The organism is Corynebacterium yudongzhengii, assembly GCF_003065405.1.
Classification (GTDB): domain Bacteria; phylum Actinomycetota; class Actinomycetes; order Mycobacteriales; family Mycobacteriaceae; genus Corynebacterium; species Corynebacterium yudongzhengii.
Window position 1 is genome coordinate 1,988,872 of record NZ_CP026947.1, and the last position, 12,977, is coordinate 2,001,848.

Consider the following 12,977-nt stretch of genomic DNA (forward strand, 5'->3'; position numbering starts at 1 on the left):
GAAAGTTTCCTCATAAACGCTTCACTCCCGTTTCACGATGGTGAAAGATGCTTAAGGGGCATAAAGGAGTGAAGCCGTGAGTGTTGTGAAGAAATACGCGCCAGCGCTGTCGATCGTGGTGTTGTTGATCATCGTCGCGCTCGGCGGGGTGGCGTTGGCGAATAACCGCGACGTCCCGGAGATCAGCCAGGACGCCAGCGAGGTCACCATCCCCTCGGCCACCTCGTCGCCGATCACGTCCGCATCGAGCGACGCCCCGGTCAGTAGCAAGGCCCCGGCGAGTAGCGAGGCCGTCGATAAGCCCACGGCTATCGACGAGCCCACCGAGCGCCCCGCGCCCGCACCAGCACCCGCGCCGCAGCTGGACTATCGCCCCTATGATGACGAGGACTCCGACGATGACGACTGGGATGACGATGACTGGGACGACGACTGGGACGACTAGGCTTGCCGGTTTCTCCTTAACATGTCCGCCTCGTTGAGACCCGCCCGCTCGCTGCGGCTGCGCATCGTAGTCTGGATCACCCTCGTGGTCACCGCGGCGCTGTTCAGCGTCATCTTCATGACGCGTTCGGTGATGTTCTCGCAGATCAACTCGAATGCGAACGCGGCCGTAGAGCAGGAGATCGACGAGTTCCACCGCTTCGCCACCGAAGGCATCGACCCCGAAACCCAGGAGCCTTTCACCTCGGCGAGGCGGCTGATCGAGACCTATATGTCCCGGCAGTACCCGGACGACGATGAGCTGCTCGTCGGCCTCGCCGAGAACAACCTGATCCAGTTCGACTACTCCTCGGTCAGCGGGCGTTTCCCACCTACGCTGCGCCCGGGCACTCCCCTGGCCCGAGAGATCTTCCGGTCCCCGCAGTCCTCCGGTATTTACGACGACCCACAGCTCGGCGACGTGCACTGGGGCCGGGTGCCCATCGATTCCGACCAGGAGGCGTACTTCGCGGTCGCCTACCACACCGCGGAGGATCGGGCGCAGGTCAACGAGCAGATCCGGATCATCACGCTCATGGGCCTGGGCGGGCTGGTGGCCTCCACCGTGATCGCCTACATCATCTCCGGCCAGATCCTCGCCCCGCTGCGGCATTTACGTCGGGTGGCCGCCGAGATCGCCAACAAGGATCTCACCCAGCGCGTACCGGAGGACGGCAACGACGAGCTCGCGCACCTCGCGCACGAGTTCAACCGGATGCTCGACCGCCTGGAGACGGCATATCACGAGCAGCGTACCTTCGTCGACGACGCCGGCCACGAGCTGCGCACCCCGATCACGGTGGTCCGCGGCCAGCTGGAGCTGCTGGAGAGCACCGACGCGGAAGGCCGCCGGCGCAGCATCGAGCTGGCTACCAACGAGCTGGACCGGATGTCGCGCATGGTCAACGACATGCTCACCCTGGCGGTCGCCGATTCCGGTGACTTCGTGGACCTCGCGGACGTGGACGTCGCCGAGCTCATGATCGACATCGAGGACAAGGCGCTGACCCTGTCGGATCGCGCGCAACTCGTCGAGGTCGCCGAAGGCACGGTAGCCCTCGACGAGAACCGGGTGACGGAAGCGATCCTCGAGCTCTTCGGCAACGCGCTGCGCTATAGCGACGGCGAAGTGGCGATCGGCTCGTCGTACCACGGCGAGGGCGCCGAGCGCGTGCTGCGGCTGTGGGTGCGCGACCGGGGCCGCGGCATCAGCGCCGAGAACCAGGCGAGCTTGTTCGATCGTTTCACCCGCGGCGAGCAAAGCGGCAACGCCCGGCCGACGGGCGCCGGTTTGGGGTTGTCGATCGTGCAGGCCATAGGGCGTGCCCACGGGGGCCGGGCGTACGTGGATTCTACGGTAGGACTGGGTTCGGTATTCGGTCTGGAAATACCCGCGCCCGCTAAACATCACGGAGAGGCAGAGAACTCATGAGCAGGATCCTCATTGCGGAAGACGACCGCGGGATCGCCGACTTCATCCAGCGCGGGTTGGAATCGGCCGGCTATACCTGCGAGGTGACCGATTCGGGCCCGGCGGCTTTCGCCCTCGCGCGCACCGGCGACTATGACCTCATGATCCTCGATTTGGGCCTGCCACATATGGACGGCGCGGAGGTGCTCACCCAGCTGCGCGCGCTCGGGGTCAGCGTGCCGATCATCGTGCTCACCGCCCGCACCAAGATCGAAGAGCGGGTGCGCTCGCTGGAATCGGGTGCCGACGACTACATGCCCAAACCCTTCCAATTCGCCGAGCTGCTGGCGCGGGTGCGCCTGCGTTTCGCGGCGGCGAATCCGTCGAGTAGCCCGGCCGGGATCGATTCCACCCGGATGACCCGCCACGACATGGTGTTGGACCTGCGCACGCAAAGGGTGAAGATCGACGAGCGTTGGAAGGACCTCTCCCGGCGCGAGATGGGCCTTTTGGAGACCTTCATGCGCCACCCGGGGCAGATCCTCTCGAGGGCGCAGCTTCTGTCGATGGTGTGGGGGATGAATTTCGACCCGGGCTCCAACGTCGTGGATGTCTACATCCGCACGCTGCGCAAGAAGATCGGCGCCGAGCGCATCGAGACCGTGCGCGGCTCGGGGTACCGGCTGCGCTAGTAGGTGGCCTCGCCGAGCGAGAGCATCAGCCGGTTGGCCCAGTTGAAAAACGCCACCGCGGAGATGAAGTCGAGCAGCTCGAGATCCCCGAAGTCCTCGCCGCGCAGCGCCTCGACGTGGTAAGCTCCGAATTCCACCGGGGTGCGGGTCAGCGCGATCGCCGCATCCCGCATGGTGTTGAGCCGGCTGGAGCCGAAGTCGATATCGACGCCGTGGGCGATGAGCTCGTCGAGAAGCTTGGGATCGGCGCCTTCCTCCTTGGCGCGGCGCTGGTGCACGCTGGCGCAATAAGGGCACGCGTTAAACCGGGAGGCCAGGGTGGCCGAGATCTCGCGCTCGGCGCGGCTGAGCCCTCCGTTCGTGTTGTAGAAGATATCGAGATCGGTCAGCGTCCGGGCCTTGAGTGCCTCGGGGTTGCGCACGAGCAGCCGGAAGTAGGGCATGTTTTCCCGCTCCGGTTTGATGAGCGCGTCGCGGTGCACGTCCGTCAGCTCGCTTTTCTTAAGCGGGGTGACCCACGGCCGCCAGCCGAGCGTCTCCGTGCTGAAGCGCTTTCTCGCCGTGTGCGCCGGCCCGATCCGCTCTGCCTCGACGGCGTCCGCGGTGCCTGCCACGACGTTGAGGCCGTGGATGACTCGCAGCTGGAAGGCGACACACGCGATGGTTTGGGCGAGGGTGACGGTCTCGGTGGCATCGAAGTGCCGGCCGAGCTTTTCGACGTCCGCCGGCTGCGCATCCGCCGGCCGGGCCACGAGCAAGTCGGTGAACTCGAAGGCGGCCTGCAGGCGGGCCTCGTCATCGACGGTCTCGTCGGCGGCCAGATCGGCGTAGAAGTCCTCGGCGACGCCGTGCAGCTTCGCGATGCGGGCAGCCACGGCGAAGCTCTCCGGCAAGGCGTTGTCGGATTCGAAGAGCGCCTCGAAGGAGTACTGGGCGTTGTCGCGGGCCTGCGGGCGCTGCGCGCGCACCTCGGTGGCGGAATTCGCGGTGAGGAAATCGATGATGTCGGTCATGGGATAACTCCTTAAAGAAAATGGCTTATAGGCCCAAGTTGTAGTCGCCCTGGCGGAAGCGGGTGCCGGGGATGGCCTCGAGCAGCCGCCGGGTGAAGTCGTCCTGCGGGGCGGCGAAGACCTCGGCGGTCGGTCCCTTCTCGATCTGGCGGCCCCGGCTCATCACCGTCACCGAATCGGAGATCTGGTGGACGACCGCGAGATCGTGCGAGATGAAGATGTAGGTGACGCCGAGTTCGCGCTGCAGGTCGTCGAGAAGCTTGAGGATCTGCGCTTGGACGGTGACATCCAGCGCGGAGACGGCCTCGTCGAGGACGACCAATTCCGGTTCGATGATGAGGGCACGCGCAATCGCGACGCGTTGGCGCTGCCCACCGGAGAGCTCGTGCGGTTTGCGCTCCCCGTAACCGGGCAGGCCGACGCGCTGAAGCATCTTCTCGACGCGCTGTCCCACCTCAGCGCGAGAGAGCTCGGTGAGGTTGCGCAGCGGCTCGGCGACGATGCGGGCGATGTTGTGGCGCGGGTTCAGCGAGGAGTAGGGGTTTTGATACACCAGCTGCACGCTGCGGCGCAGGTCGCGGCCGCGCTCTAGGGGCTGGCTGTCGAGGGTAATCGTGCCTGCGGCCGGCTCGGCGAAGCCGGCGATCATGCGACCTAAGGTGGTCTTGCCGGAACCGGACTCGCCGACGATCGCGTGGGTCGAGCCGCGCGCGACCTCGAAGGAGACCTCATCGACGGCGGTGAAGTCCCCGTAGCGCTGGGTCACCCCGTCGACGGTGAGCATCGTCTCCCCCGTCGGTGCTGGCCGCGGGGCGGTCTCGGCGGCGTCGACGGCCAGCGACGGGGCGTCGGCAAGCAACTGCCGCGTGTAGGCGTGCCGGGGATTCGACAGCACGGCCGGGGCGAGCCCTTCTTCGCGGACGTGTCCTTGTTCCATGACGACGATACGGTCGGCCCGGTCGCCCGCGACGGCGAGGTCGTGGGTGATGAAGAGGATGGACAGGCCGAGATCGCGGCGCATCTCGTCGAGCAGGTCCAGCACCTGTTTCTGCACCGTGACATCGAGGGCGCTGGTGGGCTCGTCGGCGATGATGAGCTCCGGCTCTAAGGCCACGGCCGCGGCGATGAGCGCGCGCTGTTTCATACCGCCGGACAGCTCGTGCGGGTACTGCTCATAACGCCTCTCGGGCTCGTCGATGCCGACGCGCTCGAGCAGCTCCAGCACGCGTTTCTTGTCGCGGCGCCCGTGGATGGCCAGACCCTCGCCCACGGAGGCACCGATGGTGCGTAGCCGGTTGAGCGAGTTGTTGGGATCCTGCGGCACCAGCCCGATGGTGGTGCCCAGAAGCTCCCGGATCTCCTTATCGCTGACCTCGCGGCCTTTAAGCGCGATCGTGCCGGAGTCGACGGTGGCGCTGCGCGGCAACAGGCCGAGGGCGGCCATCGCGGTGGTGGTCTTGCCCGAGCCGGACTGGCCGCCGATAGCGGTCATCTCGCCGCGGGGCACGGTGACGTCGACGCTTTCGACGGCGGTGGTGCCGTGGTAGCTGACGGTGAGGTTGGTGATATCGAGCATTGTCTACACGACCTTCTGCAGGGTTCGGCTGAGCGTGTTGGCGGCGAGCACCACGGCGGCGACGACGATGCCGGGCAGGATCGTCAGCCAGCCGGCGGTGGCGATGTAGTCGCGGCTCTCGGCGATGATCAGTCCCCACTCCGGCACCGGCGGCGGGGCGCCGAAGCCGAGGAAGCCGAGGGTGGCCAGCTGCAAGATGGCAGAGCCGAACTGGACGGCAACGAGCGCGACGACGGCGGTCAGCGAGTTCGGCAGGATGTGGCGGAACAGCACATGTGCGCTGGTGCCGCCGGCGCCGTAGGCGGCCTCGACGAAGTCGCTGCCGGCGACCGCGAGCACCTCGGAGCGGGCGAGGCGGGCGAAGGTGGCCACCGAGGTCACACCGACGGCGATCGCGGCGTTGAAGGTGCCGAAGCCCAGCACGATGATGACGGTGAGGCTCAGCAGCAGGCCGGGGATGGACAGCAGGACGTCGACAAGTCGCATGATGACGGTTTCCAGCCAGCCGCGGCGCACGCCGGCGATGACCCCGAGCAGCGTGCCGACGACGAAGCCGAATGCCACCGCCACCAGCGCACCGAGCATCGTCTGGCGGGTGCCGTAGACGACCCGGGTATAGAGGTCGCGGCCGACGGCATCAGTGCCGAACCAGTGGGTGCCACTGGGGGCCAGCAGCGCGGGGGTATCGCCGCCGGAGATCGGGTCGTGGGTGGTAAACAGCGAGGGGAACGCCGCCCAGGCCACGGCGATGAGCAGAACGAGGCCGGCGGCCACGGTGCCCGGGGTGAGCAGGGCGCGACGGCGTGAGGATCGGAGAGTGTTCATCGGGTGGCCTTCTTCCGCAGTCGGGTGTCGAGGACCGGGTAGAGCAGGTCGACGATCAGGTTGATGAGGACGAATACCGCCGCGGCGATGACCACGACGGCCAAGAGGACGGCGGTATCGCGGTCGGTGACGGCGTCGACGGTGATGGAGCCGATGCCGGTGCGCCCGAAGACGGCCTCCGTGACCACGGAGCCGCCGACGAGCTCGCCGAAGAGGATGCCGGCCATCGTCAGCGCGGGCAACAGCGCGTTGCGTAAGACGTTGCGGCTTAGAATCCACCAGTCGCTGGCGCCGCGGGCGCGCACGGCGGTGATGAAGGGCTGGCCCAAGACCTCGTCGATGGAGCGCAGCAGCACCTGGGCGAGCGGGGCGGCGACGGTGATCGCGAGCGTGATGGCCGGCAGGATGAGGTTTTCGGCGTTGTTGCCGCCGATGACCGGCACCAGGCCCAGCTGGAAGGAAAACAGCTGGATGAGGATGGTGCCGACCCAGAACGTGGGCAGCGAGACCATCAGCGGCGGCAGTGCCTGGAAGAACGAGCGCACCGGGCCGAAGTTCCCGCACACCGCGATGACGAAGGCCATGGCGACGCCGAGGAGAAACGCGGTGGCCGCCAGGGTGAGGGTGGCGGGGAGGGTCTCGGCGAGCAGGTCGGTCACGGCGGTGCCGCTGGCAACCGAGTAGCCGAGATCGCCGGTGAGAAAACCTCCTAAGGCGGCGAAGTACCGTGACAGGGCCGATTCATCGGCGCCGTAGACGGCGCGGATCTCCTCGAGCTGCGCGTCGGTCAGCCCCAGCACCGGGTCGGCGTAGCGGGCGGCGACGGCATCCGAGGGCAGCACCGTCAGCAGGATGAACGCCAGGGTGAACGTGGCCCAGATGACGATGAGCGCCTGGCCGATGCGGCGCAGTACATGTGCGGTGGTCATTTATTCTTCTCCTCCGGTCTCGCGCACGGCGTAGAAGGACGGGCGGCCGATGGCTTCTGTGGAAAAGCCGCTGATCGTGTCGCGGAAGCCGTAGACCTGCGGTTCCTCGAACATGGGCAGAACGAGTGCGTGCTCGGTGAGATAGTCCTGCATCTTTCCGACCGCCGCGGCGCGCTTGTCTTCGTCGACAAGGGCGAAGTAGTCGTCGACCATCTGCTGCATCTCTTCGTCGCCGACGGTGTCCTCCCAGCCGTTGAGGAAGGAGTTGCGGCCGTCGACATCCAGCCAGTTCGGCAGGGTGTCATAGGAGGCGCGCCCGACCATGGTGTGGCGGACCTGGATGCGCTCCAAGTCCTGCATGGCCTCCTGCTGGGCGGTGCGATCGCCCGGGTTGAGCTCGGCCTCGATGCCGACGTCGCGCAGTTTTTCCTGCACCTTCGTGAACATCTCCCGGGAGCGCGGCTGCGGCACCGCCTCGTTGAAGGTCACCGACAGCCGCTCGCCGTCGCGCACGCGCACCCCGTCTTCGCCGATCTGCCAGCCGGCGTCGTCGAGAAGCTCGCGCGAGCGCTCAGGGTCGAAGCTGTAGGCGCCGTCCTGCTCGCGGTAGCCCAGCGCGTTGGCCGCCAGTATCGAGGTGCCGGCGGGATAGGACTGGGAGTAGAGCGTGTTGAGGATGTTCTCCCGGTCGATGGCGTGGATGATCGCCTGGCGCACGCGCTGGTCTTCCATCAGCGGTTGGCGGAAGTGGAAGTGATAGGCGTTGTTGACACCGTTGGTGCCGGCGGAGTGGATGTTGATGCCCTGGTCGATGAGGTGACGCTCATCCGGCGCCTCGATCTGGCGGGCGATGTCGGACTGCTCGGCGACCAGGGAGCCGGTGCGCACCGAGTCCTCCTCGGCCAGGGTGAAGCGGATCTCTTCCACCTCGGCCGGGCCCTGGTGGTCGGTGCGCGCCGGCGGCGCCCAGTCGTAGTCCTCGCGGGCGCTCAGCGTGAGCCCGGTGCCGAGTTCTTCGTCGGTGATGACGAAGGGCCCAGAGCCGGAGATGTTCTCCGCGTTTCCCGGGGAGAATCCAGTGTTGCCGTTTTCCAGGGTGGGCGTGGACAACAGTGCCTGGTTCATGGTGCTGGTGGCCTGCGGGAACCCGGGCGAGGGCCGGTCGAAGTGGAAGCGGACGGTGTAGTCGTCGAGCACTTCGGCGCCCTCATAACCGCCGAGCTGGTCCGACGGGGTCAGCGCGCGATCGGGGTCGCCGAAGCCGTAGAGGTCGTAGTTGGCGGCGACGTTCTCGGCGTCTAGCTTCGTGCCGTCGGAGTAGGTGACGTCCTCGCGCAGGGTGAAGGTGAACTCGGTGGCATCCTCGTTGATCTCCGGAAGCTCGGTGGCGATCCACGGGTGGAGCTCAAGCGTCTCGGGGTGCTGCCAGAGCAGGCGGTCGGCGATGTTGTTGAGCACGCCGCCGTTGGGATAGTAGCCACCCGAGGGCGGATACAGGCTGTTGAACATGTTCGGCTCGACGTACGTGATGCCGCGTTCGGGCTCGCTCGAGCAGGCACTCACGCTCACCGCGACCAGAACGCTCGCCACGATCGCGCCGAGCGCCGAACGCAGACCTCTTTTGTGTATCGCCACTCGTCTACCAACGCTTCCTATCAAAGGGGTGTTTTTGATTGAGACTTAGTTCTAAGTCCATGGATCGACATGGATAGGACGAATACTCGAAAAATCCAAAGACTGCTCTGTCTACATTCTGACCTAGGGTTTTCCTCGACACGGAAATGATTTTACCCAGAAACGTAGACCTATCGGTCTGTCCGGTGTTCGCTGTGTGACACAATGGGGCTCATATCTGAATTCCACGTGGCTTTCGTCGGCGTCGGCCCTCGTGGCATCTCCACCCTGGAACGGTTGGCTGCCCACGCAGAGCGCACCGATCATCACCTCACTGTGCACCTCATCGACGACACTGAAATCGGCCCCGGCGCCATCTGGCGCACCGACCAGACCCGGACGCTGTGTATGAACACGCTCGCACACGGCGTCACGCTGTTCACCGAGCCCGGATCCTCCGTGAGCGGCGCCGTCCAGCCGGGCCCCACGCTCTATGAGTGGGCGAAGCTCATGCGCGGCGATCTCGATGAGGTCCCCGCCGATCACCGCCTGGCGGTCTCAAAAAAGACGTACGAGGAGTTTAAGGAAGAGATCGACGGGCTTGTCGAGCACTCGCATCCCACCCGCGCGCTCTATGGCGCCTATATCTCCTGGGTCTATTCCGTCGTGCGTGAGCGGCTGCCGGAGAACCTCACCGTGGTCGAGCACCTCGCGCGCGTGACCGACCTCGTCGATCGCGGCGACTACGACGAGCTAACACTCACCGATTCCGCGGGGGCCACCTCCACCCTGCAGGTCGACCGTTCGGTCTTAGCGCTCGGCTGGCTGCAGCCGGCCGCCACCGCCGAAGAGGAGGCGCTGGCGGCCTCCACCGGCACCTGGGTGCGCCCCGGCAACCCGGTCGAGCAGCCCCTGGATGAGGTCCCGGCCGGCGAAGACGTCCTCGTCCGCGGCCTCGGCATGGGCTTCTTCGACATCATGGCCATGCTCACCCTCGACCGCGGCGGCCGCTTCGTGCCCAGCGACAACGAGGCCGGGCTTATCTACGAGCCCTCCGGGCGCGAACCGCGCCTGATCGTCACCTCGGGGCGCGGCTGGCCCTACCTGGCGAAGCCGCAGTATGGCTCCATGCCGCCGGCCGCCCATATGCCGCGCACCCGCGCCGCCATCGCTGAGCTGTCCGGGCGCAGCGACATCGACTACGACACCGAGGTGTGGACGCACGTTTTACGCGATGCCTACGAGGCCTACTACCTCACCTTGGGCTTAGACGCTGAGACGGTGGCTGGTGTCGTCGATAAGCACTCCACCATCGACGAGCTCAACGCCGCCTTCGCCGAGCTTGTCCCAGACACCGAGCGCCTCGACCTCAACCATGAGGCGGCGCCGCTGGCCGGGGTGGCTACCGACATCGACTCGCTGACCGCGCTGGTGCGCCAGGGACTTATCGACGACCTCGCCGACTCCGCCGCCGCCAGCGAAAGCCCCCGCAAGCAGGCCCTCGCGGTGATCGGGGCGGCGCGCAAGCCTTCGTCGCTGCTCGGCACCCCGGGGCGTTTCAGGACCCGCAACGGGTATCTGCGCCTGGTGCAACGACTTGGGCAGATGGCCGGCTCGGGCCCGCCGGCGTTTCGCAACGAGCAGCTCGTCGCGCTTATCGACGCCGGCCTGGTGCGCTTCCTCGGCGCCTCGCCGAGCCTGGAGATCGTCGACGGCGGCTACCGTGTGTCCTCGCCGACGACGCAGAACGAGCCGGTGTTTGCCACCACGCTCATCGACGCGTGGCTGCACGACTCCGATAGCCGCCGCCCGGCCGATAGCCTCATCACCGCGATCCGCGCGGCGGGGCGCTCGCGCCCGTATGTCTACCCGGATGACACCGCCTCCGGCTCCCCGGAGATCGAGCAGGCCACCGGGCGTCTCATCACCGCAGCAGGCACGCCGGATGAGCGGATCTTCGCCGAGGGCATCCCGCTGCACGACGTCCGCCCCGATACGACGAGCTCCCCACTGCCGGGCACCGACCCGGCCTTCTTGCAGGAGACCGACCTGGTGGCCGGCGCGCTCGTCGATACGCTCTAAGTAGCGCCTACTTCAGGCGCTAGCCGATCGCGGCGAGCGCCTTTTCGACATCGGCGCGCAGGTCCGCGATGTCCTCGATGCCGATCGAGATGCGCACCAGCTCGCGGGGCACCTCCAGCTGCGAGCCGCTGGCCGACTGGTGCGTCATCGACGCCGGGTGCTCGACGAGCGACTCCGCGCCGCCGAGCGACTCCGCCAAACAGATCAGCTCGGTGTTGGTACAGAAGGTGCGCGCCGCCTCCTCGGAGTGGAAGCTCACGGAGATCATCCCGCCGAAACGATCCATCTGACGGGAGGCGACCTCGTGGCCCGGGTGGCTGGCCAGGCCCGGGTAGTGGACCTCGGCGACGTGCTCGGAGGCGTCGAGCAGTCGCGCGATCTCCTCGGCGTTATCGCAGTGGCGCTCCATGCGTACCGACAGCGTCTTGATGCCGCGGGTGGTCAAATAGGCATCGAAGGGGCTGGCCACCGCGCCGACGCCGCCCTGGAAGAAGCGCAGCTCTTCGTCGAAATCCGCGTCGTTGGTGACGACGACACCGCCGATCACATCCGAGTGGCCACCCAAGTACTTCGTGGTGGAGTGCAAAACGTGGTCGGCGCCCAAGGCCAGCGGGCGCTGTAAATACGGGGTGGCGAAGGTGTTATCCACCACCAGCTTCGCCTCGCCCTTGATGCGCGCGACGGCCTCGATATCGGTGACGTTGAGGAAGGGGTTCGTCGGCGTCTCCAGCCAGATCAGGCGGGTGCGTTCGTTCAGCGCGGCGGCCACGGCGTCGACGTCGGTGGTGTCCACGACCGTGTAGTCGACGCCCCACGCCCCGAAGACGCTGTCGATGAGCCGCCAGGTGCCGCCGTAGGCGTCGTTGCCCAAGATCATGTGATCACCCGGGCGCAGCAGGATGCGCAGGACCGTATCGGTGGCGGCCATACCGGAGGAGTAGGCCACGCCGTGGCTTCCGCCCTCAAGCGCGGCGACGGTGCGCTCCAAAGAGGCGACGGTGGGGTTGGCGACGCGGCCGTACTCGAAGCCGCCGCGCAGCTGGTTGGGGCCGTCCTGGGCGTAGGTCGTCGAGGCGTAAATCGGGATGTTGATCGAGCCCATGTGGCTATCCGGGTGGTAGCCGGCGTGGATCGAGGCCGTCGAGAAGCCCTGCTGATCAGCTGTCATCATCGGTGCTCACTCCTTTAATTCGGGACTGCACCCACAATAGACCAAGCGGTACGCTCGGCGGGCCGAAGGGGCGGTTTTATATTCCTGAATCGAGATATCAGGATCCGCCGCTATACTCATCGCCGATGAATATGCGAACGTATCTTCTCAGTCAGGACGGAAGTACCGCCGAAACTCTCTCCGACGCTGGGGCCGAAACGGTCGAACGCGTCACCGGGTTCTGGGAGAACCCCGAAGTGCAGCAGTGGCTGATCGCCACCCCGCTGCGCATCCTCATCGTCATTATCATCGCGCTGATCCTGCAGGCGATCGCCCGCCGGCTCATCGACCGGGCCGCCGATGGCAACATCGCCAAGGGCGGCAAACTCTCCAAGGGCCGCTCCGGCAAGAAGAAGGACCAAAACGCCGAAGTGCGTGACGACGCCCGCCTCGCCGCCATGCACCGCGCCCGCGAACAGCGCCGCCACTCCCGGGTGAAAACCCTGGCGGGCGTCGGCCGCTCCGCCGCCGTCCTAGTGATCTGGACCTGGGCGGTGCTGGCCATCCTCGGTGAGCTCGGCATCAACGTCGGCCCGATCATCGCCTCGGCCGGCGTGATCGGCGTGGCCCTCGGCTTCGGCGCCCAGTCGCTGGTCATGGACTTCCTGGCCGGCGTGTTCATGCTGCTCGAGGACCAGTACGGCGTGGGTGATGTGGTGGACGTCGGCGATGACATCGTCGGCGACGTCGAGGAAATCTCCCTGCGCATCACCACGATCCGCGACATCGACGGCACCCTGTGGTACGTGCGCAACGGCGAGATCATGCGCGTGGGCAACCTTTCCGACGAGTACTCGATCGCCCGCATCGAGGTCCCCGTCGCGTTGAGCAACGACATGGACGAGGCCTGGAACATCATCCTCGACGCCGTGACCGACATCTCCAACGACCCCTTGATCAGCGAATACGTCATGGAGACCCCCACGGTCAACGGCCTGACCCAGATCAACCCGGACTCGGTGACCTTCCGGGCCTCCGTGAAGACGCTGCCCGCCAAGCAGTGGGACGTGCAGCGCATCATCCAGTCCAAGCTGGTCAACATCCTGCGCGACAAGGGCGTGGCCCTGCCGTACCCGAACGGCATCGGCATGGCGCCGCAGGCACAAAACATCGCCACCGGCGAAGAGAACGACCACTAACCA

11 protein-coding genes are annotated in these 12,977 nt (G+C 66.5%); 5 read left to right on the forward strand and 6 right to left on the reverse strand.

The genetic code is table 11. The features are described from left to right. Positions 1 to 76 precede the first annotated feature (76 nt). Genes C3B44_RS09255 through C3B44_RS09265 form a run of 3 tightly spaced genes read left to right on the forward strand, consistent with a single transcriptional unit; the run spans position 77 to position 2,586 of the window. Positions 77 to 445: a hypothetical protein gene (locus C3B44_RS09255; protein ID WP_108432124.1), complete on the forward strand. Its 369-nt coding sequence runs from the start codon at positions 77 to 79 to the stop codon at positions 443 to 445. 21 nt (positions 446 to 466) lie between these two features. Beyond that, positions 467 to 1,915, forward strand: coding sequence for a sensor histidine kinase (locus tag C3B44_RS09260; protein WP_108432125.1), 1,449 nt, complete (start codon positions 467 to 469; stop codon positions 1,913 to 1,915). Beyond that, the gene (locus tag C3B44_RS09265; RefSeq protein WP_108432126.1) at positions 1,912 to 2,586 is read left to right on the forward strand and encodes a response regulator transcription factor; all 675 of its coding nucleotides are present in this window, start codon (positions 1,912 to 1,914) and stop codon (positions 2,584 to 2,586) included. Before C3B44_RS09260 ends, C3B44_RS09265 begins: the two co-directional genes overlap by 4 nt. On the opposite strand, the gene C3B44_RS09270 is transcribed toward C3B44_RS09265, so the two are convergent. The 5 genes from C3B44_RS09270 to C3B44_RS09290 are packed head-to-tail and all read right to left on the reverse strand — an operon-like array spanning position 2,583 to position 8,564. Continuing rightward, positions 2,583 to 3,599 (reverse strand): alkylhydroperoxidase domain protein, encoded by a 1,017-nt coding sequence (locus C3B44_RS09270; protein ID WP_108432127.1) that lies wholly within the window; start codon positions 3,597 to 3,599, stop codon positions 2,583 to 2,585. The two genes, C3B44_RS09265 and C3B44_RS09270, sit on opposite strands and share 4 nt — an antisense overlap. 25 nt (positions 3,600 to 3,624) lie before the next feature. Further along, the gene (locus C3B44_RS09275; protein WP_108432128.1) at positions 3,625 to 5,175 is read right to left on the reverse strand and encodes a dipeptide ABC transporter ATP-binding protein; all 1,551 of its coding nucleotides are present in this window, start codon (positions 5,173 to 5,175) and stop codon (positions 3,625 to 3,627) included. A 3-nt stretch (positions 5,176 to 5,178) separates the two neighbouring features. After that, positions 5,179 to 6,000, reverse strand: coding sequence for an ABC transporter permease (locus tag C3B44_RS09280; RefSeq protein ID WP_108432129.1), 822 nt, complete (start codon positions 5,998 to 6,000; stop codon positions 5,179 to 5,181). Beyond that, entirely contained in the window at positions 5,997 to 6,929 is a 933-nt protein-coding gene (locus C3B44_RS09285) for an ABC transporter permease (protein WP_108432130.1), read from the reverse strand. The genes C3B44_RS09280 and C3B44_RS09285 overlap by 4 nt, the downstream gene beginning before the upstream one ends. After that, complete coding sequence (locus tag C3B44_RS09290) at positions 6,930 to 8,564, reverse strand: TIGR04028 family ABC transporter substrate-binding protein (protein ID WP_412841939.1); 1,635 nt, start codon at positions 8,562 to 8,564, stop codon at positions 6,930 to 6,932. 228 nt (positions 8,565 to 8,792) lie between these two features. On the opposite strand from C3B44_RS09290, the gene C3B44_RS09295 reads away from it, so the two are divergent. Next, the gene (locus C3B44_RS09295) at positions 8,793 to 10,625 is read left to right on the forward strand and encodes an FAD/NAD(P)-binding protein (RefSeq protein ID WP_242979241.1); all 1,833 of its coding nucleotides are present in this window, start codon (positions 8,793 to 8,795) and stop codon (positions 10,623 to 10,625) included. A gap of 19 nt (positions 10,626 to 10,644) precedes the next feature. Here the strand turns inward: C3B44_RS09295 and C3B44_RS09300 are convergent, their stop codons facing one another. Further along, on the reverse strand, positions 10,645 to 11,793 hold the full coding sequence (locus tag C3B44_RS09300) for a cystathionine gamma-synthase (protein WP_108432633.1): 1,149 nt from the start codon (positions 11,791 to 11,793) through the stop codon (positions 10,645 to 10,647). Positions 11,794 to 11,921: 128 nt separating this feature from the next. Here C3B44_RS09300 and C3B44_RS09305 point away from each other — a divergent pair, with 128 nt between their 5' ends. Beyond that, positions 11,922 to 12,974 (forward strand): mechanosensitive ion channel family protein, encoded by a 1,053-nt coding sequence (locus C3B44_RS09305; protein ID WP_108432133.1) that lies wholly within the window; start codon positions 11,922 to 11,924, stop codon positions 12,972 to 12,974. Positions 12,975 to 12,977 lie beyond the last annotated feature (3 nt).

What these genes read in the sequence shown, in the direction of transcription:
- C3B44_RS09285 (WP_108432130.1), bottom strand. Translation starts at nt 6,929, where the DNA reads ATGACCACCGCACATGTACTGCGCCGCATCGGCCAGGCGCTCATCGTC.
- C3B44_RS09270 (WP_108432127.1), bottom strand. Translation starts at nt 3,599, where the DNA reads ATGACCGACATCATCGATTTCCTCACCGCGAATTCCGCCACCGAGGTG.
- C3B44_RS09260 (WP_108432125.1), top strand. Translation starts at nt 467, where the DNA reads ATGTCCGCCTCGTTGAGACCCGCCCGCTCGCTGCGGCTGCGCATCGTA.
- C3B44_RS09265 (WP_108432126.1), top strand. Translation starts at nt 1,912, where the DNA reads ATGAGCAGGATCCTCATTGCGGAAGACGACCGCGGGATCGCCGACTTC.
- C3B44_RS09280 (WP_108432129.1), bottom strand. Translation starts at nt 6,000, where the DNA reads ATGAACACTCTCCGATCCTCACGCCGTCGCGCCCTGCTCACCCCGGGC.
- C3B44_RS09300 (WP_108432633.1), bottom strand. Translation starts at nt 11,793, where the DNA reads ATGACAGCTGATCAGCAGGGCTTCTCGACGGCCTCGATCCACGCCGGC.
- C3B44_RS09275 (WP_108432128.1), bottom strand. Translation starts at nt 5,175, where the DNA reads ATGCTCGATATCACCAACCTCACCGTCAGCTACCACGGCACCACCGCC.
- C3B44_RS09305 (WP_108432133.1), top strand. Translation starts at nt 11,922, where the DNA reads ATGAATATGCGAACGTATCTTCTCAGTCAGGACGGAAGTACCGCCGAA.